This is a genomic window from Pseudomonas sp. LBUM1640 (assembly GCF_059716225.1).
On sequence record NZ_CP166816.1, the window covers coordinates 6,211,144 to 6,237,478 of the forward strand.

Below are 26,335 nucleotides of genomic sequence, written 5' to 3' on the forward strand. Positions count from 1 at the left end.
GCGCCATGCATGGCGCACAATCGTTTAGACCCATCGCGAGCGAGGATTACTGCCTTAACTCCTTTCTGACCGCCCAAAACAAAACCCCTGTTTGCGTTAGCAAACAGGGGTTCTGGAATTTAATCTTGACGATGACCTACTCTCACATGGGGAAACCCCACACTACCATCGGCGATGCATCGTTTCACTACTGAGTTCGGGATGGGATCAGGTGGTTCCAATGCTCTATGGTCGTCAAGAAATTCGGGTACTGAGTCGTGACCAAATGGCCTCGCTTCAGCAAATTGGGTATGTGATAGCTTTCGGTGTTTGTAAGAGTCGAACTTTCGGTTCTATCGTCTTCACACACCGCAATCTGGCCTCTTTCGAGTTCACAAATTGCTTGGGTGTTATATGGTCAAGCCTCACGGGCAATTAGTATTGGTTAGCTCAACGCCTCACAGCGCTTACACACCCAACCTATCAACGTCGTAGTCTTCGACGGCCCTTCAGGGGACTCAAGGTCCCAGTGAGATCTCATCTTGAGGCTAGTTTCCCGCTTAGATGCTTTCAGCGGTTATCTATTCCGAACATAGCTACCCGGCAATGCCACTGGCGTGACAACCGGAACACCAGAGGTTCGTCCACTCCGGTCCTCTCGTACTAGGAGCAGCCCCTCTCAAATCTCAAACGTCCACGGCAGATAGGGACCGAACTGTCTCACGACGTTCTAAACCCAGCTCGCGTACCACTTTAAATGGCGAACAGCCATACCCTTGGGACCGGCTTCAGCCCCAGGATGTGATGAGCCGACATCGAGGTGCCAAACACCGCCGTCGATATGAACTCTTGGGCGGTATCAGCCTGTTATCCCCGGAGTACCTTTTATCCGTTGAGCGATGGCCCTTCCATACAGAACCACCGGATCACTAAGACCTACTTTCGTACCTGCTCGACGTGTCTGTCTCGCAGTCAAGCGCGCTTTTGCCTTTATACTCTACGACCGATTTCCGACCGGTCTGAGCGCACCTTCGTACTCCTCCGTTACTCTTTAGGAGGAGACCGCCCCAGTCAAACTACCCACCATACACTGTCCTCGATCCGGATAACGGACCTGAGTTAGAACCTCAAAGTTGCCAGGGTGGTATTTCAAGGTTGGCTCCACGCAGACTGGCGTCCACGCTTCAAAGCCTCCCACCTATCCTACACAAGCAAATTCAAAGTCCAGTGCAAAGCTATAGTAAAGGTTCACGGGGTCTTTCCGTCTAGCCGCGGATACACTGCATCTTCACAGCGATTTCAATTTCACTGAGTCTCGGGTGGAGACAGCGCCGCCATCGTTACGCCATTCGTGCAGGTCGGAACTTACCCGACAAGGAATTTCGCTACCTTAGGACCGTTATAGTTACGGCCGCCGTTTACCGGGGCTTCGATCAAGAGCTTCGCGTTAGCTAACCCCATCAATTAACCTTCCGGCACCGGGCAGGCGTCACACCCTATACGTCCACTTTCGTGTTTGCAGAGTGCTGTGTTTTTAATAAACAGTCGCAGCGGCCTGGTATCTTCGACCGGCATGAGCTTACGGAGCAAGTCCTTCACCCTCACCGGCGCACCTTCTCCCGAAGTTACGGTGCCATTTTGCCTAGTTCCTTCACCCGAGTTCTCTCAAGCGCCTTGGTATTCTCTACCCAACCACCTGTGTCGGTTTGGGGTACGGTTCCTGGTTACCTGAAGCTTAGAAGCTTTTCTTGGAAGCATGGCATCAACCACTTCGTTAACTAAAAGTTAACTCGTCATCAGCTCTCGGCCTTAGAATCCCGGATTTACCTAAGATTCCAGCCTACCACCTTAAACTTGGACAACCAACGCCAAGCTGGCCTAGCCTTCTCCGTCCCTCCATCGCAATAACCAGAAGTACAGGAATATTAACCTGTTTTCCATCGACTACGCTTTTCAGCCTCGCCTTAGGGACCGACTAACCCTGCGTCGATTAACGTTGCGCAGGAAACCTTGGTCTTTCGGCGTGGGTGTTTTTCACACCCATTGTCGTTACTCATGTCAGCATTCGCACTTCTGATACCTCCAGCAAGCTTCTCAACTCACCTTCACAGGCTTACAGAACGCTCCTCTACCGCATCACTTACGTGATACCCGTAGCTTCGGTGTATGGTTTGAGCCCCGTTACATCTTCCGCGCAGGCCGACTCGACTAGTGAGCTATTACGCTTTCTTTAAAGGGTGGCTGCTTCTAAGCCAACCTCCTAGCTGTCTAAGCCTTCCCACATCGTTTCCCACTTAACCATAACTTTGGGACCTTAGCTGACGGTCTGGGTTGTTTCCCTTTTCACGACGGACGTTAGCACCCGCCGTGTGTCTCCCATGCTCGGCACTTGTAGGTATTCGGAGTTTGCATCGGTTTGGTAAGTCGGGATGACCCCCTAGCCGAAACAGTGCTCTACCCCCTACAGTGATACATGAGGCGCTACCTAAATAGCTTTCGAGGAGAACCAGCTATCTCCGAGCTTGATTAGCCTTTCACTCCGATCCACAGGTCATCCGCTAACTTTTCAACGGTAGTCGGTTCGGTCCTCCAGTTAGTGTTACCCAACCTTCAACCTGCCCATGGATAGATCGCCCGGTTTCGGGTCTATTCCCAGCGACTAGACGCCCTATTAAGACTCGCTTTCGCTACGCCTCCCCTATTCGGTTAAGCTCGCCACTGAAAATAAGTCGCTGACCCATTATACAAAAGGTACGCAGTCACCCAACAAAGTGGGCTCCCACTGCTTGTACGCATACGGTTTCAGGATCTATTTCACTCCCCTCTCCGGGGTTCTTTTCGCCTTTCCCTCACGGTACTAGTTCACTATCGGTCAGTCAGTAGTATTTAGCCTTGGAGGATGGTCCCCCCATATTCAGACAAAGTTTCTCGTGCTCCGTCCTACTCGATTTCATGACTAAGAGATTTTCGCGTACAGGGCTATCACCCACTATGGCCGCACTTTCCAGAGCGTTCCGCTAATCTCAAAGCCACTTAAGGGCTAGTCCCCGTTCGCTCGCCACTACTAAGGGAATCTCGGTTGATTTCTTTTCCTCAGGGTACTTAGATGTTTCAGTTCCCCTGGTTCGCCTCTTACGCCTATGTATTCAGCGTAAGATAACCATCTTATGATGGCTGGGTTCCCCCATTCAGACATCTCCGGATCAAAGTCTGTTTGCCGACTCCCCGAAGCTTTTCGCAGGCTACCACGTCTTTCATCGCCTCTGACTGCCAAGGCATCCACCGTATGCGCTTCTTCACTTGACCATATAACCCCAAGCAATCTGGTTATACTGTGAAGACAACATTCGCCGAAAATTCGATAATACTCAATTACGAGTAACTCACAAATTTTACCTTAGCCTGATCCGTTACCAGTGAAAGTAACGTTCAGTCTATCTTTCTATCACATACCCAAATTTTTAAAGAACGATCTAATCAAAGACTAGAAATCAACATTCACCATCACACGGATGGAATGCTCATTTCTAAGCTTTCAAAACTTTCAGAAGCAGTAGTGGTGGAGCCAAACGGGATCGAACCGTTGACCTCCTGCGTGCAAGGCAGGCGCTCTCCCAGCTGAGCTATGGCCCCGTATTTCTACAGGCGTTTCCCACACAAAATTGGTGGGTCTGGGCAGATTCGAACTGCCGACCTCACCCTTATCAGGGGTGCGCTCTAACCAACTGAGCTACAGACCCAATTTCGAGCTACAAGGCCGACCTCACCCTGCTCTTTACCACAGAGCATGGGGTGCGCTCTAACCAACTAAGCTACATCCATCTCTGGCTGCTTCTTATCGTCTTCTTCAATGAATCAAGCAATTCGTGTGGGAACTTATGGAGCAGCTGATGTCGTCGATTAAGGAGGTGATCCAGCCGCAGGTTCCCCTACGGCTACCTTGTTACGACTTCACCCCAGTCATGAATCACACCGTGGTAACCGTCCTCCCGAAGGTTAGACTAGCTACTTCTGGTGCAACCCACTCCCATGGTGTGACGGGCGGTGTGTACAAGGCCCGGGAACGTATTCACCGCGACATTCTGATTCGCGATTACTAGCGATTCCGACTTCACGCAGTCGAGTTGCAGACTGCGATCCGGACTACGATCGGTTTTGTGGGATTAGCTCCACCTCGCGGCTTGGCAACCCTCTGTACCGACCATTGTAGCACGTGTGTAGCCCAGGCCGTAAGGGCCATGATGACTTGACGTCATCCCCACCTTCCTCCGGTTTGTCACCGGCAGTCTCCTTAGAGTGCCCACCATTACGTGCTGGTAACTAAGGACAAGGGTTGCGCTCGTTACGGGACTTAACCCAACATCTCACGACACGAGCTGACGACAGCCATGCAGCACCTGTCTCAATGTTCCCGAAGGCACCAATCTATCTCTAGAAAGTTCATTGGATGTCAAGGCCTGGTAAGGTTCTTCGCGTTGCTTCGAATTAAACCACATGCTCCACCGCTTGTGCGGGCCCCCGTCAATTCATTTGAGTTTTAACCTTGCGGCCGTACTCCCCAGGCGGTCAACTTAATGCGTTAGCTGCGCCACTAAAAGCTCAAGGCTTCCAACGGCTAGTTGACATCGTTTACGGCGTGGACTACCAGGGTATCTAATCCTGTTTGCTCCCCACGCTTTCGCACCTCAGTGTCAGTATTAGTCCAGGTGGTCGCCTTCGCCACTGGTGTTCCTTCCTATATCTACGCATTTCACCGCTACACAGGAAATTCCACCACCCTCTACCATACTCTAGTCAGTCAGTTTTGAATGCAGTTCCCAGGTTGAGCCCGGGGATTTCACATCCAACTTAACAAACCACCTACGCGCGCTTTACGCCCAGTAATTCCGATTAACGCTTGCACCCTCTGTATTACCGCGGCTGCTGGCACAGAGTTAGCCGGTGCTTATTCTGTCGGTAACGTCAAAACAATCACGTATTAAGTAACTGCCCTTCCTCCCAACTTAAAGTGCTTTACAATCCGAAGACCTTCTTCACACACGCGGCATGGCTGGATCAGGCTTTCGCCCATTGTCCAATATTCCCCACTGCTGCCTCCCGTAGGAGTCTGGACCGTGTCTCAGTTCCAGTGTGACTGATCATCCTCTCAGACCAGTTACGGATCGTAGCCTTGGTGAGCCATTACCTCACCAACTAGCTAATCCGACCTAGGCTCATCTGATAGCGCAAGGCCCGAAGGTCCCCTGCTTTCTCCCGTAGGACGTATGCGGTATTAGCGTCCGTTTCCGAACGTTATCCCCCACTACCAGGCAGATTCCTAGGCATTACTCACCCGTCCGCCGCTCTCAAGAGAAGCAAGCTTCTCTCTACCGCTCGACTTGCATGTGTTAGGCCTGCCGCCAGCGTTCAATCTGAGCCATGATCAAACTCTTCAGTTCAAACATCTTTGGGTTTTTAAGAAACCCTAAACTTGGCTCAGCAATCGTTGGTTACATCTTTGATTTCTCGCGGAGTAACTTGTGATGCTGATAATCTTGTTGACTATCAGTCTGACTCCACAAGCACCCACACGAATTGCTTGATTCAGTTGTTAAAGAGCGGTTGGTTAAGATCTTTCGTCTCAACCGAGGCGCGCATTCTACAGCAGCCTCATTTGCTGTCAAGTGATTATTTTCAGAAGTTTTCGAAGATTTCTTCAACAACTTCAACCACTTGCGCTTCCGATCTCTCGTTAGCGGGAGGCGAATTCTACAGCGTTACACGCTGCTGTCAACACCTCTTTTTCTCCGCTTTCGACCGAGAGGATCGAAACGTTAATAGAGCTAAACAACACCGCTCTACCAACTCCTTCTGGGCTTCGATGAACTGAAGCAACTCGCCGTCGAATCTCGCATAACTCTTTGTTTACCAAGGAGTTTTCCGTTTCGACTGCGCCGGAAGTGGGGCGAATTATAGACAGATATAAATCGCCGTCAACACTTAATTTCAGGTTTATTCGGATTTGAGCGTAATACGCGCAAATGCCTTCTTCCCGGCCTGGCAAACGTGAGTAGCGCCCAGCTCGTATATAAAGGTGCGATCAACCACTTCACCATCTATACGCACGCCACCGGAACCCAGCAGGTCGCGCGCAACCGCAGAGTTCTTCACCAGGCCTGCCTTATTAAGGACAGCAGCAATCGGCATTGCCTCAGCGGCAGTCAATTCGATCTCCGGCAGATCATCCGGGAGCTCGCCATCCTTCATACGGTTGCCGGCCGCCCGATGAGCGCTGGCCGCAGCCTCTTCACCATGGAAGCGTGCAACGATCTCTTCCGCCAACTTGATCTTCACGTCACGCGGGTTGGCACCCGCCTCGACATCAGCACGCAATGCATTAATCTCGTCCATCGAGCGGAAGCTCAACAGCTCGAAGTAACGCCACATCAACGCATCAGGAATCGAAACCAGCTTGCCGTACATAACGCCCGGCGCTTCCTGGATACCTACATAGTTACCCAAGGACTTGGACATCTTCTTGACGCCATCCAACCCTTCCAGCAACGGCATGGTCAAGATGCACTGCGCCTCTTGCCCATACGCGCGCTGCAGCTCACGCCCCATCAGCAGGTTGAACTTCTGATCGGTACCGCCCAGCTCAACGTCCGCGCGCAACGCCACCGAGTCATACCCTTGAACCAGCGGGTACAGGAACTCGTGAATCGCGATGGGTTGGTTGGTGGAGTAGCGCTTGTCGAAGTCGTCACGCTCAAGCATGCGCGCCACGGTGTATTGGGATGTCAGGCGAATGAAGTCCGCCGGCCCCATCTGGTCCATCCAGGTGGAGTTGAACGCCACCTCGGTCTTGGCCGGATCGAGAATCTTGAACACTTGGGTCTTGTAGGTCTCGGCATTGTCGAGAACCTGTTCACGGGTCAGCGGCGGACGCGTCGCGCTTTTACCGCTTGGGTCACCGATCATCCCGGTGAAGTCACCTATAAGGAAGATGACCTGATGCCCCAGCTCCTGGAACTGACGCAGCTTATTAATAAGCACGGTATGACCCAGGTGCAGATCCGGCGCCGTCGGATCGAAGCCAGCCTTAATACGCAGGGGTTGGCCACGCTTGAGCTTTTCGATCAGCTCGGCCTCGACCAACAGTTCTTCCGCACCACGTTTTATCAGCGCTAGCTGCTCTTCAACCGACTTCATAACAGACCCGCAAGGCTCAGATTCAAAAGGGAACCAACCATACAAGATCAGGGACTAATTACAAGTTTTGCCCTGCGCACGGACACCATTCAGCAAGCCCAGCGTTCGCGAGCTTGCGCAACAGATGATTTGGTTATATTTTATACAGTTATTTCATCTTCATCATGTCATTCATCTTTTCCATTTCATCTTCAAAGTCAAAATTACTTATGACCACAGAACCGTCTAAAGCGCCGCCGCTTTACCCGAAGACCCACCTGCTCGCCGCAAGTGGTATCGCCGCCCTTCTCAGCCTGGCACTCCTGGTATTCCCTTCCAGTGACGTAGAAGCCAAACGAACATCCCTGAGCCTTGACCTGGAAAGTCCAGCTGAACAACTGACACAAGATCAAGACGCTGCCGACGCGCAACAAGCCACAAATGCCCCTGTTGAGTCGCCGTTCGCGCAGATAGAAAGCACTCCCGAAGACACTAAGCAAGCCACTCAAGAGCAGCCGGCGGCAGTCGCTGCCAAGAATCCCCTGCATCGCGAAGTGATCGTAGCCAAAGGCGACACGCTCTCAACGCTGTTCGAAAAGGTCGGCCTGCCTGCTGCCACTGTTAATGAGGTGCTGGCCAGCGATAAACAAGCCAGGCAATTCACCCAGCTCAAACACGGCCAGAAGCTTGAGTTCGAATTGGCACCCAACGGCCAACTGAACAACCTGCACAGCAGCGTCAGCGACCTTGAAAGCATCACCCTGACCAAGGGCGCCAAAGGCTTCGCCTTCAACCGCATCACCACCAAACCCGTGATGCGCTCCGCCTACGTACACGGCGTGATCAATAGCTCCCTTTCACAATCGGCCGCACGCGCCGGCTTGTCCCACAGCATGACCATGGACATGGCCAGTGTGTTTGGCTACGACATCGACTTCGCTCAGGACATTCGTCAGGGCGACGAATTCGACGTGATCTACGAGCAGAAAGTCGCCAACGGCAAAGTCGTCGGCACTGGCAATATCCTTTCCGCGCGTTTCACCAACCGTGGCAAAACCTACACCGCCGTTCGCTACACTAACAAACAAGGCAATAGCAGCTACTACACGGCTGACGGCAACAGCATGCGCAAGGCGTTCATCCGTACGCCGGTGGACTTCGCCCGCATCAGCTCGCGCTTCTCGATGGGCCGCAAGCACCCAATCCTGAACAAGATCCGCGCCCACAAAGGCGTGGACTATGCCGCCCCGCGCGGCACGCCAATCAAAGCGGCCGGTGACGGCAAGGTTCTGCTCGCAGGGCGTCGCGGCGGCTACGGCAATACCGTAATCATCCAGCACGGCAACACCTACCGCACGCTGTACGGCCACATGCAAGGGTTCGCCAAGGGCGTGTCGACCGGCAGTAACGTGAAGCAAGGCCAGGTCATCGGCTATATCGGCACCACTGGCCTGTCCACCGGCCCGCACCTGCACTATGAGTTCCAGGTAAACGGCGTCCACGTTGACCCACTGGGCCAAAAATTGCCGATGGCCGACCCGATCGCCAAAGCCGAACGCGCGCGCTTCCTGCAGCAAAGCCAGCCATTGATGGCACGCATGGACCAGGAGCGCTCTACTCTGCTGGCCTCGGCGAAGCGCTAACGTATGTCGCTCTATATAGGTGTGATGTCCGGGACCAGCCTCGACGGCCTGGATATCGCCCTGATCGAACAAGACCCGGCGATCAACTTGATCGCCACGCACTACATCCCTATGCCTGACAGCCTGCGCGCCGAGCTGCTCAGCCTGTGCGCCAGCGGCCCGGATGAGATCGCCCGCTCGGCAATTGCCCAGCAACACTGGGTGACACTTGCTGCTCAAGGTATTCATGCCCTACTGCAACAGCAGAACCTTAAACCTCACGACATTCGCGCGATAGGCAGCCACGGCCAGACCATCCGCCATGAGCCCGCACGCGGCTTCACCGTCCAGATCGGCAACCCTGCGCTGCTCACTGAGCTGACAAACATCACCGTGGTCAGCGACTTCCGCAGCCGCGACGTTGCCGCCGGTGGCCAGGGCGCGCCTTTAGTGCCCGCATTTCACGAAGCCTTGTTCGGTGAGCGCAGCGGCAACCGTGCCGTGTTGAACATCGGCGGGTTCAGCAACCTCAGCCTGATCGAGACCGGCAAACCGGTAGCGGGCTTCGACTGCGGCCCGGGCAACGTCTTGCTGGACGCCTGGATTCATCAGCAGCGCGGCGAGCACTTTGACCGCGACGGCGAATGGGCTGCCAGTGGCAAGGTGGAGCCTCAACTACTCAACGCCCTGCTCAGCGACCCCTTCTTTCTGACCAAAGGCCCGAAAAGCACTGGGCGTGAAGTCTTCAACCTGGGATGGCTGCAACACCACCTTGGCAGATTGCCGGCGTTTCAACCCCAGGATGTACAAGCAACTCTGCTTGAACTGACCGCGCTGACCATCGTCGAGTCCCTGCAAGCCGCACAAACCGATACCGAAACGCTGCTGATCTGTGGTGGCGGCGCACATAACGCCGCGCTGATGAGCCGCCTGGCGAGGCTGCTGCCGTCCACCCAGGTCAGCAGCACTGCCGCTTACGGCGTCGATCCCGACTGGGTCGAAGCCATGGCCTTCGCGTGGCTGGCCCATTGCTGCCTCGAAGGCATTGCCGCCAACCACCCCAGCGTTACCGGCGCACGTGGGCTGCGAGTACTGGGCGCGATCTACCCGGCCTGACGCTTTCATAATCTGCAGACAGCAAAACGCCGCTTGGCCTATCAAAGCCAAGCGGCGCTTTTGCATCCGCTGTCGATCAGATCGAGAACGAAGACCCGCAACCACAGGTTGTGGTGGCGTTAGGGTTCTTGATCACGAAACGCGAGCCTTCCAGACCTTCCTGGTAATCCACCTCGGCACCTGCCAAGTATTGGAAGCTCATCGGGTCCACGACCAGGCTGACGCCCTCGCGCTCGACGATGGTGTCGTCATCGGCTACATCTTCATCGAAGGTAAAACCGTACTGAAACCCTGAACAACCGCCGCCCGTAACAAATACGCGCAGCTTCAAGCGATCATTACCCTCTTCATCGACCAGGCTCTTCACCTTGTGCGCAGCACCGTGGGTGAATTGCAAAGCCGTGGGGGTGAAGGACTCAACGCTCATGCTGATAATCTCCCGGCGTACCGCCGCCATATGCGTAATGGCGGGCATTATCCGCTTCTCCTAGAAAAGCGGTCAACTATTGTTACGGTATATCAATCTGCGCTGCCGCCATTAAAAACACAAAAGGCCCGATCAACGGGCCTTTTGCACAACAGCAACCAAGCCTTACGGCAGCATGCCTGCGTGGGACAAGCCCAGCGTCTCATCCAGGCCGAACAGGATGTTCAAGTTCTGCACCGCCTGGCCCGACGCACCCTTGACCAGATTGTCGATAACCGACAGCACGACTACCAAGTCGCCATCCTGCGGACGGTGAACGGCAATACGGCAGACGTTGGCGCCGCGCACACTGCGGGTTTCCGGGTGGCTACCGGCAGGCATTACGTCGACGAACGGTTCGTTGGCATAGCGCTTTTCAAACAAGGATTGCAGGTCTACCGAGCGATCGACCACGGTGGCGTACAAGGTTGAGTGAATGCCACGGATCATCGGCGTCAGGTGCGGCACGAAGGTCAGGCCCACGTCCTTGCCGGCGGCGCGACGCAAGCCCTGGCGGATTTCCGGCAAGTGGCGATGCCCTTTTACCGCATAGGCCTTCATGCTTTCCGACGTCTCGGAGTAAAGCGAACCTACCGCCGCACCACGACCAGCGCCGCTGACGCCCGACTTGCAGTCGGCGATAAGACGCGAAGTGTCCGCCAAGCCGGCTTCGAGCAATGGCAGGAAACCCAGCTGCGTCGCGGTCGGATAGCAACCCGGCACGGCGATCAGACGGGCTTGCTTGATCTGCTCGCGATTGACTTCAGGCAGGCCGTACACCGCTTCTTCCAACAACTCTGGTGCGCCGTGTGGTTGGCCGTACCACTTGGCCCACTCTTCAGCATCCTGCAGACGGAAGTCAGCCGACAGGTCAATGACCTTGGTGCCCGCCGCCAGCAATTCACCCGCCAGCGCATGGGCAACCCCGTGAGGCGTGGCGAAGAACACCACATCACAGGCACCCAGGGTCTTGATGTCCGGCACACTGAACGCCAGGCCGTCGTAGTGGCCTCGCAGGTTCGGGTACATATCGGCAACGGCCAGCCCGGCCTCGGATCGGGAGGTGATGACCACCACCTCAGCTTGCGGATGCTGAGCCAACAGACGCAGCAATTCGACACCGGTGTAACCCGTGCCGCCGACGATACCGACCTTGACCATAAACCTGCCCTCAACGAACCCACTGGAAAGCCGTCGATAATAGGGGCCGTATCGTCCTGCGACAACCGTCAACGTGACGTACGGGCGCATGAGCCACTACTATCTTCAGTTACCGTGAACCTGGGAATAATTAGAAATGCTCTATCTATGGATCAAAGCCTTCCACATCGTCAGCGTCGTCTGCTGGTTTGCCGCGCTGTTCTACCTGCCACGCCTGTTCGTCTACCACGCGCAAAGTGAGGACACCGTCAGCAAAGAACGCTTCTGCATCATGGAGCGCAAGCTCTACCGCGGCATCATGGGCCCGGCGATGATCGCCACCCTGATATTCGGCGGCTGGCTGATCTACCTCAACCCTGCCATCTTTCAATCCGGCGCGTGGATCCACGCCAAGCTGACCTTGGTCGTGCTGCTCATCGGCTACCACCATATGTGCGGCGCACAGGTAAAACGTTTTGCCCGTGGCAAAAACACCCGCAGCCATGTCTTTTATCGCTGGTTCAATGAAGTGCCGGTTCTGATATTGCTGGCTATCGTAATTTTGGTCGTGGTCAAACCGTTCTAACTTCAATCACTCGGGGTACCTCCAATGTCGCTGCCCGCTTTGCTTGAACAACGTCTGCGCCTGCCCGTCGTGGTGGCGCCGATGTTCCTGATTTCCAACCCGCAACTGGTCCTGGCCTGCTGCCGCAATGGCGTAGTGGGGAGTTTCCCGGCACTGAACCAACGTGAAAGCAGCGGTTTCAAGGCCTGGCTGGAAGAAATCGAAGCGGGCCTGGCGCAACTCGACAACCCCGCGCCGTATGCCGTTAACCTGATCGTGCACAACAGCAACCCACGCCTGGAGGCCGATTTGGCGATCTGCGTCGAGCACAAAGTGCCGATCGTCATCACCAGCCTGGGTGCGGTGAAGGAACTGGTCGATGCCGTGCACAGCTACGGCGGCCTGGTGTTTCACGATGTCACCACTCGACGCCATGCCGAGAAAGCCGCAGAAGCCGGCGTTGATGGCCTGATCGCCGTGGCCGCAGGTGCCGGGGGCCATGCCGGCACCTGGAGCCCGTTCGCGCTGATTGCCGAGATTCGCCAGTTCTTCGACAAAACCCTGCTGTTGGCCGGCTGCCTCAACCATGGGCATGAAATCCTCGCCGCCCAGTTGCTGGGCGCAGACCTCGCCTATTTCGGCACGCGCTTTATCGGCACCACCGAAAGCCACGCCCCGGATGCGTATAAAGAGATGCTGCTCACATCGCGCGCCGCCGACATCGTGCACACTCCCGCAGTCTCCGGTGTGCCCGCCAGTTTTATGCGCCAGAGCCTGGAAAACGCCGGTTTCGACCTCGCCGCCCTGCAGGGCAAAGGTGAAGTCAACTTCGGTTCCAAGCTCAAGCCGTTGAGCGACGAGGCCAAGGCCTGGAAGACTGTATGGTCAGCCGGCCAAGGCGTCGGTGAGATTGATGACTTGCCCAGTGTCGATGAACTGATTGCGCGCCTGGATGCCGAATATCGCAAGGCGCGCGAGCAGGCTGCCCAGTTACAATGGCCACGCTGACAATCGCCAGGCCTGCTGATAGAAGCCGACCTGCTCTCTCCTTCCTGATTAAGTGACAAGGATGCCCGCATGAGCGACAACCGTTTCAAGATTGTGTTTGATGGAGCCTTGCTCCCGGGTGTCGAAAGCACCACCGCCAAATTGAACCTCGCCGAGCTGTTCAAGAGCGATGTGGATGCCATCGAAAAACTCTTCACTGGTCGCGCGGTTGCGCTCAAGCGTGACCTGTCGCGCTCCGACGCCGAAACTTACCTCATCGCGCTGAAAAACGCCGGGGTCGATGCACGCATCGAGCCTGAGCAGCCCGTGGCGTTCAGCCTGGCTGAAGCCCATGAGACGGATTCCGGCACCTCTGACTTTTCGCGCCCCGCCGCTTCGCCCTATGCTCCGCCGCGTGCCGCCGTAGGTGACAATACTGCCGAGTTCTCAACACTCAAGGTGTTCACCATTCACGGCCGTATCGGTCGCCTGCGCTACCTGGCCTGGACGCTGGTATTGACCCTCGCACTCCTCGTCGCAGGCGGCATCATCAGTACGGCAAGCTTCGCCGTGGCAACCGCTTCACCGACGGCGGGCACGATTCTAGGCGTGCTGCTGGGCCTCGCGCTGTTTGTCGCACTGGTGTGGGTCAGCGTACAAATCGGCGTGCAGCGCCTGCATGACTTGGGCTGGTCAGGCTGGCTGTACTTCCTGAACCTGGTGCCGATCGTAAACAGCATTTTCCCACTCCTGCTGCTGGTGCTGCCGGGCAATACCGGCGCCAACCAGTACGGTCCGCCGCCGCCGCGCAACTCCACAGCGGTAAAAGTGTTGGCCACGCTGTGGCTGGCGTTCATTCCGGTGATGCTCGCCATTGTGGTCACGCTAGGCATGAACGGCTACCTGAATCAGCTCGAAGCCAATATGGACAGCAGCTACGAAAGCAGCTCCATCACCTCCGATGACGCCACCGATCAAAGCGTCACCGTTGATGAAGAAGAAGCCGCGCAAAGTGCTGACGACACGGCTGAACCTGTAGACTCTCCAGAACAGTGAAGAAACGCCCGCCCGCCTGTGATGCCTCTGTCACAGGCCCGGCGGCGTTGCGATGGAGAAAGGCATGACCCGTTACGCTCTGATCACCGGTGCTTCCAGCGGCATCGGCCTGGCCTTGGCCGAAGCATTGGCCCGTCGCGGCCGCAGCTTGATTCTGGTGGCCCGCCAGCGTGATCAGTTGGAAAGCATTGCAATCGAATTGACTCAACGCTTCGGCGTCGAGGTGCTGTTTCGGGCCTGCGACTTGGGCGAGCCGTTGCGCTTGTCCGGTTTTCTACTGGAACTTGAAGAAGGTGAGCGGCAGATCGACCTGCTGGTCAATTGCGCCGGCATCGGCACCAGCGGACCGTTCCTGGCCCAGGACTGGATGACCGAACAAGACCTGATCGAAGTCAACATTCTGGCCCTGACCCGTATGTGCCATGCCCTGGGCAATGCCATGGCGTTGCAGGGCGGCGGGCAGATTCTCAATGTTGCCTCGGTGGCAGCCTTCCAGCCCGGCCCCTGGATGAGCAGTTACTACGCCAGCAAGGCGTATGTGCTGCACTTCTCCGAAGGCCTGCGCGAAGAGTTGAAAACCTGCGGCATCAAGGTCTCGGTGCTGTGCCCTGGGCCTACGCGCACCGCGTTCTTCGGCACCGCACAAATGGACACCGCCAAACTCGACCGCAGCCAACAACTGATGAGCCCGGAAGAAGTCGCGCTCTACACCGTTCGTGCATTGGAAAAAAACAAAGCCATCATTATTCCTGGGCGACGCAACCGTTGGCTGGCGTTCAGCCCGCGTTTCAGTCCGCGCTGGCTGACGCGCAAGATTGCCGGCGCCATCAACAAGGCCTATTGCCCACGCTGACTGGCTGGGTACACTCCCTTGCACTTTAATAATGGAGAAACAGCTGTGGATACTCTGTTCACCAAGATCATCAACAGGGAAATACCGGCGGACATCATCTACGAAGACGACCAGATCCTGGCCTTCAAGGACATCTACCCAGCAGCCCCTGTGCATTTCCTGGTTATCCCGAAGAAGCATATCGCCACACTCAATGACCTGACCGAAGAAGACAAAGCTTTGGCTGGGCATATTTTGTTCACCGCCCAACGCCTTGCGCTGGAACAGGGTTGTGAGGAGGGCTTTCGTCTGGTGATGAACTGCAACCCGAAAGGCGGCCAGACCGTTTACCACATCCACATGCATGTTCTGGGTCAGCGCCAGATGAGCTGGCCACCGGGCTGATCAGTCTTTCTGCTTAGGTCGCGGCCCAGGGCTGCGACTTCATGCCCTTGACTCAACGCAAACGCATCACCCTCTCTTGCGGTAAACTGGCCGCCGAGATTCTTCCCGGAGGTCAGCATGACTACCCAACGTCACTACTCGCCGATTGACCGTCTGTTGCTGCAAGCCGACACGGCCATGCGCACACTGTTGCCGTTCAGCGGCCAACCGTACCGCCCATCACCGGCCATCGTGCAGCCGGATGCGCAGATGAGCGAGACCGACACCCGCCACGTCGCCGGCTTGATGCGTATCAACCATACCGGTGAAGTCTGTGCCCAGGCGCTGTACCAAGGCCAGGCGCTGACCGCCAAGCTGCCGCAGGTGCGTGCTGCGATGGAACATGCCGCCGAAGAAGAAATCGACCACCTGGCCTGGTGCGAGCAACGCATTCGTCAGCTCGGCAGCCATCCCAGCGTGTTGAACCCACTGTTTTACGGTTTGTCGTTTGGCATTGGCGCCGCTGCCGGTTTGATCAGCGACAAAGTCAGCCTCGGGTTTGTTGCCGCGACGGAACATCAGGTGTGCAAGCACTTGGATGAGCACCTGGAACAGTTGCCGGCCGAAGACGAAAAGTCCCGCGCCATTCTTGAGCAGATGCGCATCGATGAAGAACACCACGCAGACAGCGCACTGGATGCAGGCGGCTTCCGCTTCCCGGCGCCGGTCAGGTTTGGCATGAGCCTTTTGGCCAAGGTCATGACCAAGAGCACCTATCGAATATAGGTGCATCGAATATAGGTGCATCAAATCTGATCCACAAAAAAGGGCGCCATATCAAGGCGCCCTTCTTTTTTGCCGACTGGCGATCAACCCAGCTCGATGATCTCGTAATCATGGGTGATAGCCACACCGGCCGCGCCGAGCATGATCGACGCCGAGCAATACTTCTCAGCTGACAGCTCGATGGCACGCTTGACCTGGGCTTCCTTCAGCGCACGGCCCTTCACCACGAAATGCATGTGGATCTTGGTGAACACCTTGGGGTCTTCAGTGGCACGCTCGGCTTCCAGGAAGGCTTCGCAGCTTTCCACGGCCTGGCGGGATTTCTTCAGGATGCTGACCACGTCGAAATTGCTGCAACCGCCGACACCCAGCAGGAGCATTTCCATCGGGCGTACGCCCAGGTTTCGGCCGCCGGCCTCCGGCGGGCCGTCCATGACCACAACATGGCCGCTGCCCGATTCACCGAGGAACATGGCCTCGCCCGCCCATTGGATGCGTGCCTTCATCGCCCAGACTCCACTGCTAAAAAAGGGTCGCCAGCTTAGCACAGGGCCTTGAAACAGCAGCTTTCTTCCTGAAAACGATCAATGACAGCGTTTGGCCGGTAAATTCCTTAATCGAGGCAGAATGTGTCTGGTAAGCTGGCGCCAATTCAATGGCGCATTGCCATCCTTTGTACAGCGTGTATCAATGCCGACACCGCTGGATAAAAAATAAATCCAACTACACCGTGCAGTCTTTTCGGGATACAACCATGGTTGCTCTTACTCCCACACCCAAGATCAAGAATCTCGACAAGCTGCTGATGCATTGCCAGCGCCGGCGTTATCCGGCCAAGCACAACATCATCTGCGCGGGTGAACGCTCCGAAACGCTGTTCTTCATTATCAAAGGCTCGGTCACCATCCTGATCGAGGACGAAGACGGCCGCGAAATGATCATCGCCTACCTCAATACCGGCGATTTCTTCGGGGAACTGGGGCTGTTCGAACAAGCGGGCAAAGAGCAGGAACGCAGCGCCTGGGTGCGCGCCAAGGTCGAGTGTGAAGTCGCCGAGATCAGTTACGCGAAATTTCGCGAATTGGCCCAGCATGATCCCGACATCCTTTACGCTCTGAGCGGTCAGATTGCCCAGCGCCTACGCGATACCACACGCAAAGTGGGCGACCTGGCATTCTTCGACGTCACCGGGCGCGTAGCCCGTTGCTTGCTGGAACTGTGCAAACAGCCCGACGCCATGACCCACCCGGACGGCATGCAGATTAAAGTCACACGCCAGGAAATCGGGCGCATTGTCGGCTGTTCACGGGAAATGGTCGGTCGCGTACTCAAGGACCTGGAAGAACGCAACCTGGTGCACGTCAAAGGCAAGACGATGGTGGTGTTCGGTACGCGTTAACCCGGCAGGAAGCCGGCCAGCATTCGACGGTACAAGGCATCCAGCCGGCTGATCGCATCCGGCGCGGGAAAAGCTTCGTGCAGTGCGATATGGCTGTCGGCACGCACTCGCTGGTCGAGCCCACAGGCTTCATTGAAGCGGTTGACCGCCGCAATCAACGCCTCGCGGTCGTTATCCAGCAACAACGCACCGTGCACCAACCCCACCGGGCGGCCACCGCTCTGCCGCCAGCGCTGGGCAGTGCCCACCATCTTGCGGCCATTGAGGTTGACGTTGTAACGGCCGTCGCAGAACGCACCGTCGATTTCACCGACGGAAGCGTCGCCACCCAACGCGATCAATAAGTCGCAGATCGGCTGGCACAAGCGCTGATAACCGGTTTCGATGCGTCCTTGATCACCTTCGCTGCGCGGTGGCGCGTAGACCAGGGCGATATTGACGGTCGCGGCAGACTGCGGCACCGGCTCACCACCGGTTTCCCGTAGCAATACCGGCCAACCGGCATCGGCTGATACTTGGCTGGCGGCGTCAAAAGCCGGCAGGCGACTCAACCGCCGCGGCATGACCAGTGCTTGATCGCTGGGCTGCCAGAACAGCAGCCCGAACGCTTGCTCACCGGCGCACACCGCCGCCAGCAGGTCTTGCTCGGCGGCCAGGCCTGCTTCGACGGTCATCGATACGGGTTGAGTCATTGCGCCATCCTCACTGCGAAAACCCGCTCCCACATTTTTTGACTGTGTTTCAAATCAATCCAGGGTCGAACCGCTGACCGCCACGCCACGCTCCGGGAAGAACAAACGCTGCAGTTCGGCACCCGGGTTCTCGGCGCGCATAAAGGTCTCACCGACCAGGAACGAGTACACACCGCTGATTTCCATCAGTTCCACATCGGCACGGTTGACGATGCCACTCTCGGTGATCACCAGGCGGTCACGCGGAATACGCGGTAACAGGTCGAGGGTGTTTTCCAGGCTGACTTCGAACGTGTGCAGGTTACGGTTATTAACCCCCACCAGCGGTGTGTCGAGGGTTTTCAGTGCACGCTCCAGCTCATCGCCGTCGTGTACTTCCACCAACACATCCAGGCCGACGCTTTTGGCCACGGCCGCCAGCTCAGCCATCTTCACGTCATCCAATGCGGAGACGATCAGCAGCACGCAATCGGCGCCGAGGGCACGGGCCTCAACGATCTGATACGGGTCGACCATGAAGTCCTTGCGGATCACCGGCAACTTGCACGCAGCGCGGGCCTGTTGCAGGAACAGGTCGCACCCCTGGAAGTAGTCGATATCGGTCAGCACCGACAGGCAGGTCGCACCGCCCTTTTCATAGCTGACGGCAATTTCGGCCGGCACGAAGTGCTCGCGGATCACGCCCTTGCTCGGCGAGGCCTTCTTGACCTCGGCGATCACGGCCGGCTGCTTGAGCTTGGCCTGGGCGATCAAGGCATTGGCAAAACCACGCGGTGCGTCAGCGCTTTTCGCCAGGCCTTCCAGCTCGGCCAGGCTAACGCGGGCGCGACGTTCAGCGACTTCTTCAGCCTTGCGGGCCAGGATCTTTTCCAGAACGGTCGGCACACTCATCCTTCATTCTCCATCTTGAACACCGCAGTAAAGGCACCCAGTTCTTCGAGCTTCTCGCGAGCGAGCCCGGTGTGCAACGCATCATGTGCGAGGGCCACGCCCTCTTTAAGACTGTAGGCGTGATCGGCGGCATACAGTGCCGCACCGGCATTAAGCACGATCATTTCTGCCGCTTTCTGGCCGTTTTCTGTTTTGCGACGCCCCAGGGCATCACGAATCAGTTCCAGCGAGGCGGCCGGGCTTTCCACCGACAGGCCATGCAAACTCTGGCTTTTCATGCCGAGGTCTTCGGGCTCGACCCAATACTCAGTGACTTGGTCATTCTTCAGCTCCGCCACGAAGGTCGGCGCCGCCAGGCTGAATTCGTCCAAACCGTCTTTGGAATGCACCACCAGCACATGCTTGCTGCCCAGGCGCTGCAACACTTCGGCCAGCGGGCGGCACAGCGCCTGGCTGAACACGCCGACCACCTGATGTTTCACACCGGCCGGATTCGTAAGCGGGCCAAGCATGTTGAACAGGGTGCGCAGACCTAGGTCTTTGCGCGGGCCGGCCGCGTGTTTCATCGCGCCGTGATGGGATTGAGCAAACATGAAGCCAATGCCGACACTGTCGATGCAGCGCGCCACTTGTACCGGCGTCAGGTTCAGGTAGATGCCGGCCGCTTCCAGCAAATCGGCGCTGCCGCTTTTACCGGAGACCGCACGGTTACCGTGCTTGGCCACGGTACAGCCAGCAGCCGCGACCACAAAGGAGGAAGCCGTCGACACGTTGAAGATATTTGCACCGTCGCCGCCAGTGCCGACCACGTCGACTACACCGTCGAGGGTCTTGAGTTCGACCTTGTCGGCCAGTTCACGCATCACTGACACGGCGCCGACGATTTCGTCGATGCTCTCGCTCTTCATGCGCATTGCCATCATGAACGCGCCGATCTGCGCGTCCGTGCATTGGCCGGTCATGATCTCGCGCATCACATCGCTCATTTCAGCGGTGCTCAGGTCCAGATGGCCGACGATACGGCTCAGGGCAGTCTTGATATCCATGAAAAGTCCTTAGCGCGTGCCGCCGCTCTGCTTGAGAAAGTTAGCGAACAGCTCGTAGCCCTGCTCGGTCAGGATCGACTCAGGGTGAAATTGCACCCCTTCGATATTCAGTGTCTTGTGGCGCAGCCCCATGATCTCATCGACCGAGCCGTCTTCCAGTTGGGTCCAGGCGGTCAGTTCCAGGCACTCGGGCAGGGTCTCACGCTTGACCACCAGCGAGTGGTAGCGGGTTACCGTCACCGGCAGGTTGAGGCCGTGGAACACACCGAGGTCTTTATGGAACACCGGGCTGGTCTTGCCGTGCATCACCTGGCGCGCGCGCACCACATCACCGCCAAAGGCCTGGCCGATGGACTGGTGGCCGAGGCACACGCCGAGGATCGGCAACTTGCCGGCGAAGTATTGGATGGCTTCCAGGGACACACCGGCTTCGGTCGGCGTGCAAGGGCCAGGCGAAACCACGATGCGCTCCGGGTTCAGGGCGGCGATTTCGGCGACTGTCAGTTCATCGTTGCGCACGACCTTGACCTCGGCACCGAGCTCACCCAGGTACTGCACAACGTTGTAGGTAAAGGAGTCGTAGTTATCAATCATCAGCAACATGTGGGTTCAAACCTCTTGAATTCACTGATTTCAAATGACCGCCTTCCAAGAGAGTGACCCGCTGCCAGACGCACGTTCCGGTTGCCAGGGTTAGCCGGCAAGGGGCGTCAAACAACGGGTGAAGAAGGCAAATCGGTACAGGTCCGGCCAGGGCCGGCAGAGAAAAATGTCAGGCGCGCCAACGCCAACGGGCGTGTGCCTTGACTACTCGCATCAAGAGTTTGCTGATGATCAACACGGGGAGGGTCTCATTCATACGTTCAGGCACAGTAACGTAGCCTCGCCAGCGGTGCAATATGGAGCAGCGAATACGGGGAAATCACGACGGAATCTTTATAGGAAAAAACGGTTTTCTTCGCCGAATTCTCGCAATACATTGCTAGTGTTTCGCTTCCGATACAAAAACAACTAAATGGAATTTCGCATGCTCAGACCACCGTTTTTCGCGCCCCTGGCCGCCTGCCTTCTGTCACTGGCCTGTGCGCAGGCGTTTGCGGCCCCGTCGCCTTACTCAACCATGATCGTTTTTGGCGACAGCCTGGCCGACGCCGGCCAATTCCCGGATGGCTCCAACGGCGCCACCCTGCGCTTTACCAATCGCACCGGCCCCGCGTTTCAGGGCGACTACGGCCTGGTTTCTTCGACCTTGCTGGGCTCCAAACTCGGTGTAGCGCCCAACGACCTGAATGCCTCCACCTCACCGGTTCGCGCGGCGCAAGGCTTGCCTGACGGCAACAACTGGGCAGTCGGCGGCTACCGCACCGACAACATCCTGGACTCCATCACCTCGGTCTCCGACGCGGCAATTCCGCCTGGCAACCCGGGTGGCGGCACGGTGCTGCGCAGTCGCCAGGGTTATCTTCCGGCAAACGGCGGGCGGGCCGACCCCAACGCGCTGTACTTCCTCTCGGGTGGCGGCAATGACTTCCTGCAAGGGCGCGTCCTCAGCCCAGGCCAGGCCGTTGCGGCTGGCGGGCGCCTGGCTGACAGCGCCCAAGTGCTGCAACAAGCCGGCGCACGCTACATCATGGTGTGGATGCTGCCCGACCTGGGCCTGACCCCTGCCATTAATGGCACCCCACTGCAGGCATCGAGTTCGGCCCTGAGCACTATTTTCAACCAGTCACTGGTGCAGCGCCTGTCGCAGATCGACGCGCAGATCATCCCGTTGAATATTCCGCTGCTCTTGAATGAAACCTTCGCCGACCCGGCTCGCTTTGGCCTGGCGACCGGGCAGAACCTCACCGGCACCTGTTTCAGCGGTAACAGCTGCACCGCCAACCCGACCTACGGCATTGGCGGCACCAACCCGGACCCGACCAAGCTGGTCTACAACGATTCGGTCCACCCCACCATCGCCGGGCAACGGTTGATCGCCGACTACGCCTATTCACTGCTCGCGGCGCCCTGGGAACTCAGCCTGCTACCGGAAATGGCCCAAGGCACGTTGCGCGCCCACCAAGATGAACTGCGCAACCAATGGCAGGCGGACAACGGCAACTGGCAAGCGGTCGGCCAATGGCGCGCCATCGTCGCCGGTGGCGGCCAGCACCTGGACTTCGATGACCAAAGCAGCTCGGCCAGCGGCGACGGCAGTGGTTACAACCTGAATGTCGGCGGCAGCTACCGGCTCGACGAAAACTGGCGCGTCGGCGTCGCAGCCGGCCTGTATCGGCAGACACTCGAAGCCGGCGCCAGCGATTCCGACTACAAACTCAACAGCTACATGGGCACCGCGTTCGCGCAATACCACCAAAACCACTGGTGGGCCGATGCCGCGCTGACCGGCGGCAAGCTGGACTTCGACAGCCTCAAACGCAAGTTCGCCCTGGGCGTCAGCGAAGGTTCCGAAAAAGGCGACACCGATGGCTGGCTCTGGGCCTTGAGCGGCCGGTTGGGCTATGACATTGCCGGGGCCGGCAGCGATTGGCACCTGTCGCCGTTCATCAGCGCCGACTATGCGCGGGTCGAAGTCGATGGCTATTCGGAAAAAGACAACCGTTCCACCGCCCTGACCTTTGATGATCAGCAACGCGACTCCAAGCGCCTTGGCGTCGGCCTGCAGGGCAGCTACCGGGTCACGCCGCAAACTCAGGTGTTTGGCGAAGTGGCCCACGAGCATGAGTTCGAAAACGACACCCAAAAGGTGAAGATGTCGCTCAACAGCGTGCCGGGGATAGATTTCAAGTTGGAGGGCTACACACCGCGTAGCAATTCGGATCGCTTGAGTCTGGGTGTCAGCCACAAGCTGACTCAGGAACTGGCGTTGCGGGCGGCGTATAACGTGAGGAAGGATGACAGCCTGACCCAGCAAGGGGTGAGTGTGGGGGTGAGTCTGGATTTCTAAACTGCTCGTAAGATCAGCGAAAAACCAATGTGGGAGCGGGCTTGCTCGCGAATGCGGTGTATCAGCTACACATCCAGTGACTGACACTCTGCCTTCGCGAGCAAGCCCGCTCCCACATTTGGATCTACATCTGGCTTTAGTTTTGCGGGGTTTGCTCGGCCAACGCCACCGCACGGAACATCGCGCGGCGTTTGTTCAAAGTCTCTTCCCATTCCAGCGCTGGCACCGAGTCGGCAACAATCCCGCCACCGGCCTGCACATGCAGCTCGCCGTCCTTGATCACCGCCGTGCGGATCGCAATCGCGGTGTCCATGTTGCCGTTCCAGGCGAAATAGCCCACGGCGCCGCCATATACACCGCGCTTGACCGGCTCCAGCTCGTCGATGATTTCCATCGCGCGAATCTTCGGCGCGCCCGACAAGGTGCCGGCCGGCAGAATCGCGCGCAGCGCGTCCATGGCGGTCAACCCTTCTTTCAGCTCGCCAGTGACGTTGGACACAATGTGCATCACGTTGGAATACCGCTCGATGACCATCTTCTCGGTCAACTTCACCGAACCGATTTCCGAGACGCGCCCGGTGTCATTGCGGCCCAGGTCGATGAGCATCAAGTGCTCGGCGATTTCCTTGTCGTCGCTCAGCAGGTCTTCTTCCAGCGCCAGGTCGGCCTCTTCGGTCGCGCCACGTGGGCGCGTCCCGGCAATCGGACGCACGGTGATCAGGTTGTCCTCGACCCGCACCAGCACTTCTGGCGAACTGCCCACCACGTGGAAGTCGCCGAAGTTGAAGAAGTACATGTACGGCGTCGGGTTGAAGCAACGCAGTGCACGGTACAGATCGATTGGCGCGGCCTTGAAGTCGATGGACATGCGTTGCGACGGCACCACCTGCATGCAGTCACCGGCAAGGATGTATTCCTTGATGGTATCGACGGCGCGCTCGTAGTCATCCTGGGTAAAGCTTGAACGAAAGATCGGGTCGGCGGCAGGCGGACGGCTGAGGTCCAGGCCACGACGCGGGGTAATCGGCTGGCGCAGTTTTTCCAGCAGGGCTTCGAGGCTGGCCTGGCCTTGCTCGAAGGCGTCGGCCTGGGACGGATCGGCGAGGACAATCGCATGCATCTTGCCGGCGAGGTTGTCGAACACCACCACCGCGTCGGAGACCATCAGCAGAATGTCCGGCACGCCCAGCGGGTCCGGGTTCGGGCATTTGCCCAGGCGTTGTTCCACGTAGCGCACGCAGTCATAGCCGAAGTAACCCACCAGGCCACCGTTGAAGCGCGGCAGGCCAGCGATGGTCGGCACGTTGTAGCGCGCCTTGAAGGCTTCGACGAAGGCCAGCGGGTCTTCAACGTCGTGGCTTTCGATCTCGACGCCGTCCAGGGTGATGCTCACATGGTGATCATGCACCCGCAGCACAGTGCGGCACGGCAGGCCGATGATCGAATAACGGCCCCACTTCTCGCCGCCCTGCACCGATTCCAGCAGGTAGGAATTGGGCTCGTCGGCCAGTTTCAAATAGATCGACAGCGGCGTATCGAAGTCGGCCAGGGTTTCACAGGCCAAGGGGATACGGTTATAGCCGGCAGCGGCCAAACGCAGGAATTCTTCGCGGATCATAAGGTGCCTCGTGGCGTGAGGGTCAAACGGTCAGGTGTGCAAACGTGCCGCAGCGCGGCCAGGATCAGTCAGGCGCGCCAACGCCAGCGGGCCAGGGCCTTGATGACTTTCATCCATAGTTTGCGAGTGACCACCACGATGGCGTTTCCAGAAGGGGTTGGTTCGATGTCGGGCAACGTTATCTCAGCGCCCGCTCCCAAGCAACCGGGGATTAGCAAGCGCAGGTCATCAATTACCAGCGCCGGCGATTCTTCGGCGATTGGCCGCCCATGGTTATAGCCGTAGCTCAGGGCCACACACTGCACGCCGGCCGCTTTCGCCGCCTGCACATCACTGCGCGAATCGCCGACAAACAACGACTGCGAGGCCGGGATATTGGCCATTTTCATGACGAAGAACAGCGCTGCCGGGTCAGGCTTCTTCTGCGCCAAGGTATCACCGCCGATGATCCAGCGGAAATAACGGCCGATCTTCATCTGATCCAACAGCGGCGCGACAAAACGCTCCGGCTTGTTGGTGATCAGGGCCATTTCCACGCCCTGCTTGTGCAGCCACTTGAGGGTGTCGCGCACGCCGGGGTAAACCACGGTCAGCTCGTGGCCGTCTTCATAGGCGGCGTTGAACAGTTCCAGGGCGTGTTCGGCCTCCACATCATCGACACCTTCGGCATCGATATGATTGGCCAAGGCCCGGCGCACCAGCATCTGCACGCCGTTGCCGACCCACTCACGCACCGACTCTATCCCTGCAGGCTTGCGCCCCAACTTGAGCAGCATCTGGTCCACCGCCGCCGCCAGGTCCGGCACCGAATCGATCAACGTACCGTCCAGATCGAACATCACCAGCCGTGGCAGTTTGCCGGGGAACAGCTGCTCAAAGCCGCTCATGGACGCGCCAGCGCCAGTTCGGCACGCATCTTGTCGATGACTGCCGGGTAGTCCGGGGCATTGAAGATCGCCGAGCCGGCCACGAAGGTGTCAGCGCCAGCGGCAGCGATTTCGCGGATATTGTTGACGTTGACCCCGCCGTCGATTTCCAGGCGGATATCACGGCCGGACGCATCGATCAGCGCGCGGGCTTCGCGCAGCTTGTTCAGGGTGCCGGGAATGAACTTCTGCCCGCCAAAGCCTGGGTTGACGCTCATCAGCAAGACCATGTCGACCTTGTCCATCACGTATTCGAGCACGCTCAACGGCGTGGCCGGGTTGAACACCAGGCCCGCCTTGCAACCGCCTTCGCGGATCAGTTGCAGGGTGCGGTCGACGTGCAGCGTGGCTTCCGGGTGAAAGGTGATGTAAGTGGCGCCGGCCTCGATGAAGTCACCGACGATGCGGTCCACCGGGCTGACCATCAGGTGCGCATCGATCGGCGCGGTGATGCCGTACTTGCGCAGCGCCGCGCAGACCATCGGGCCGATGGTCAGGTTGGGCACGTAGTGATTGTCCATGACGTCGAAGTGCACGAAGTCGGCACCGGCGGCCAATACCTTGTCCACTTCCTCACCCAGGCGGGCGAAGTCGGCGGAGAGAATCGATGGAGCGATAACGAAGGGCTGCATGACGCACCTTTTTTGAGCTAAATCACGATGGCGCGCATTGTATACCTCATGCTTTGCTGCGCGCACCGTGACCTAACT

General features: G+C 57.8%; 21 protein-coding genes, 2 tRNA genes and 3 rRNA genes. 10 read left to right on the forward strand and 16 right to left on the reverse strand.

The features are described 5' to 3' along the window. Positions 1-123: 123 nt before the first annotated feature. The 6 genes from rrf to tyrS all read right to left on the reverse strand — a co-directional run bounded on the left by rrf (position 124) and on the right by tyrS (position 7,170). Positions 124-239, reverse strand: a 5S ribosomal RNA gene (rrf, locus tag ACA065_RS27675). 154 nt (positions 240-393) lie between these two features. Continuing rightward, a 23S ribosomal RNA gene (locus tag ACA065_RS27680) occupies positions 394-3,285 on the reverse strand. A 251-nt stretch (positions 3,286-3,536) separates the two neighbouring features. Then, a tRNA-Ala gene (locus ACA065_RS27685) sits at positions 3,537-3,612 on the reverse strand. 30 nt (positions 3,613-3,642) lie between these two features. After that, positions 3,643-3,719 (reverse strand) — tRNA-Ile (locus tag ACA065_RS27690). Positions 3,720-3,880: 161 nt separating this feature from the next. Continuing rightward, positions 3,881-5,417, reverse strand: a 16S ribosomal RNA gene (locus ACA065_RS27695). The 16S, 23S and 5S rRNA genes sit together here with 2 tRNA genes alongside, the layout of an rRNA operon. Positions 5,418-5,970: 553 nt before the next feature. Next, entirely contained in the window at positions 5,971-7,170 is a 1,200-nt protein-coding gene (gene tyrS / locus ACA065_RS27700) for a tyrosine--tRNA ligase (protein WP_145157402.1), read from the reverse strand. Positions 7,171-7,379: 209 nt separating this feature from the next. Between tyrS and ACA065_RS27705 the strand changes: the two genes are divergently transcribed. After that, positions 7,380-8,792, forward strand: a complete 1,413-nt coding sequence (locus ACA065_RS27705) for a peptidoglycan DD-metalloendopeptidase family protein (protein WP_497692327.1) — start codon at positions 7,380-7,382, stop codon at positions 8,790-8,792. A 3-nt stretch (positions 8,793-8,795) separates the two neighbouring features. After that, positions 8,796-9,887: an anhydro-N-acetylmuramic acid kinase gene (locus ACA065_RS27710; RefSeq protein WP_497692328.1), complete on the forward strand. Its 1,092-nt coding sequence runs from the start codon at positions 8,796-8,798 to the stop codon at positions 9,885-9,887. Positions 9,888-9,963: 76 nt separating this feature from the next. Here ACA065_RS27710 and erpA read toward each other — a convergent pair whose 3' ends face one another. Together erpA and argC are read right to left on the reverse strand one after the other, a co-directional pair. Further along, positions 9,964-10,314 (reverse strand): iron-sulfur cluster insertion protein ErpA, encoded by a 351-nt coding sequence (erpA, locus tag ACA065_RS27715; RefSeq protein WP_003176443.1) that lies wholly within the window; start codon positions 10,312-10,314, stop codon positions 9,964-9,966. Between the two features lie 165 nt (positions 10,315-10,479). After that, complete coding sequence (gene argC / locus ACA065_RS27720) at positions 10,480-11,514, reverse strand: N-acetyl-gamma-glutamyl-phosphate reductase (protein WP_497692329.1); 1,035 nt, start codon at positions 11,512-11,514, stop codon at positions 10,480-10,482. A 136-nt stretch (positions 11,515-11,650) separates the two neighbouring features. On the opposite strand from argC, the gene hemJ reads away from it, so the two are divergent. From hemJ to coq7, 6 genes are all read left to right on the forward strand, one after another. Next, positions 11,651-12,079 carry a protoporphyrinogen oxidase HemJ gene (gene hemJ / locus ACA065_RS27725; protein ID WP_497692330.1) on the forward strand — a complete coding sequence of 143 codons (429 nt, stop codon included), beginning with the start codon at positions 11,651-11,653 and terminating at the stop codon, positions 12,077-12,079. Between the two features lie 24 nt (positions 12,080-12,103). Then, positions 12,104-13,066, forward strand: a complete 963-nt coding sequence (locus tag ACA065_RS27730) for an NAD(P)H-dependent flavin oxidoreductase (protein ID WP_497692331.1) — start codon at positions 12,104-12,106, stop codon at positions 13,064-13,066. Positions 13,067-13,135: 69 nt separating this feature from the next. Further along, the gene (locus ACA065_RS27735; RefSeq protein WP_497692332.1) at positions 13,136-14,101 is read left to right on the forward strand and encodes a DUF805 domain-containing protein; all 966 of its coding nucleotides are present in this window, start codon (positions 13,136-13,138) and stop codon (positions 14,099-14,101) included. A gap of 64 nt (positions 14,102-14,165) precedes the next feature. Beyond that, positions 14,166-14,954 (forward strand): SDR family NAD(P)-dependent oxidoreductase, encoded by a 789-nt coding sequence (locus ACA065_RS27740; RefSeq protein ID WP_024077693.1) that lies wholly within the window; start codon positions 14,166-14,168, stop codon positions 14,952-14,954. 45 nt (positions 14,955-14,999) lie between these two features. Next, complete coding sequence (locus ACA065_RS27745; RefSeq protein WP_497692333.1) at positions 15,000-15,338, forward strand: histidine triad nucleotide-binding protein; 339 nt, start codon at positions 15,000-15,002, stop codon at positions 15,336-15,338. Between the two features lie 117 nt (positions 15,339-15,455). Further along, positions 15,456-16,103 carry a 2-polyprenyl-3-methyl-6-methoxy-1,4-benzoquinone monooxygenase gene (coq7, locus tag ACA065_RS27750; protein WP_053258296.1) on the forward strand — a complete coding sequence of 216 codons (648 nt, stop codon included), beginning with the start codon at positions 15,456-15,458 and terminating at the stop codon, positions 16,101-16,103. Between the two features lie 83 nt (positions 16,104-16,186). Here coq7 and ACA065_RS27755 read toward each other — a convergent pair whose 3' ends face one another. Continuing rightward, positions 16,187-16,609 (reverse strand): OsmC family protein, encoded by a 423-nt coding sequence (locus ACA065_RS27755; protein WP_005792019.1) that lies wholly within the window; start codon positions 16,607-16,609, stop codon positions 16,187-16,189. 248 nt (positions 16,610-16,857) lie between these two features. Between ACA065_RS27755 and crp the strand changes: the two genes are divergently transcribed. Continuing rightward, positions 16,858-17,502 carry a cAMP-activated global transcriptional regulator CRP gene (gene crp, locus ACA065_RS27760; protein ID WP_083356506.1) on the forward strand — a complete coding sequence of 215 codons (645 nt, stop codon included), beginning with the start codon at positions 16,858-16,860 and terminating at the stop codon, positions 17,500-17,502. Here crp and ACA065_RS27765 read toward each other — a convergent pair. Genes ACA065_RS27765 through ACA065_RS27780 form a run of 4 tightly spaced genes read right to left on the reverse strand, consistent with a single transcriptional unit; the run spans position 17,499 to position 20,734 of the window. Continuing rightward, positions 17,499-18,194 (reverse strand): lipoate--protein ligase family protein, encoded by a 696-nt coding sequence (locus ACA065_RS27765; RefSeq protein ID WP_497692334.1) that lies wholly within the window; start codon positions 18,192-18,194, stop codon positions 17,499-17,501. The genes crp and ACA065_RS27765 overlap by 4 nt on opposite strands. A 54-nt stretch (positions 18,195-18,248) precedes the next feature. Further along, positions 18,249-19,085 carry an indole-3-glycerol phosphate synthase TrpC gene (trpC, locus tag ACA065_RS27770; protein WP_497692335.1) on the reverse strand — a complete coding sequence of 279 codons (837 nt, stop codon included), beginning with the start codon at positions 19,083-19,085 and terminating at the stop codon, positions 18,249-18,251. Continuing rightward, the gene (trpD, locus tag ACA065_RS27775; protein WP_106575502.1) at positions 19,082-20,131 is read right to left on the reverse strand and encodes an anthranilate phosphoribosyltransferase; all 1,050 of its coding nucleotides are present in this window, start codon (positions 20,129-20,131) and stop codon (positions 19,082-19,084) included. Before trpD ends, trpC begins: the two co-directional genes overlap by 4 nt. Positions 20,132-20,140: 9 nt before the next feature. Next, a complete protein-coding gene (locus ACA065_RS27780) occupies positions 20,141-20,734 on the reverse strand; it encodes an aminodeoxychorismate/anthranilate synthase component II (protein WP_497692336.1) in 594 nt (197 codons plus the stop codon). Between the two features lie 424 nt (positions 20,735-21,158). Here ACA065_RS27780 and estP point away from each other — a divergent pair, with 424 nt between their 5' ends. Then, positions 21,159-23,081, forward strand: coding sequence for an esterase EstP (estP, locus tag ACA065_RS27785; RefSeq protein WP_497692337.1), 1,923 nt, complete (start codon positions 21,159-21,161; stop codon positions 23,079-23,081). Between the two features lie 136 nt (positions 23,082-23,217). Here the strand turns inward: estP and trpE are convergent, their stop codons facing one another. From trpE to rpe, 3 genes are all read right to left on the reverse strand, one after another. Further along, positions 23,218-24,699, reverse strand: coding sequence for an anthranilate synthase component I (gene trpE, locus ACA065_RS27790; RefSeq protein ID WP_497692338.1), 1,482 nt, complete (start codon positions 24,697-24,699; stop codon positions 23,218-23,220). Between the two features lie 68 nt (positions 24,700-24,767). Continuing rightward, positions 24,768-25,586 (reverse strand): phosphoglycolate phosphatase, encoded by an 819-nt coding sequence (locus ACA065_RS27795; protein ID WP_497692339.1) that lies wholly within the window; start codon positions 25,584-25,586, stop codon positions 24,768-24,770. Beyond that, entirely contained in the window at positions 25,583-26,257 is a 675-nt protein-coding gene (gene rpe / locus ACA065_RS27800; protein WP_497692340.1) for a ribulose-phosphate 3-epimerase, read from the reverse strand. Before rpe ends, ACA065_RS27795 begins: the two co-directional genes overlap by 4 nt. Positions 26,258-26,335 lie beyond the last annotated feature (78 nt).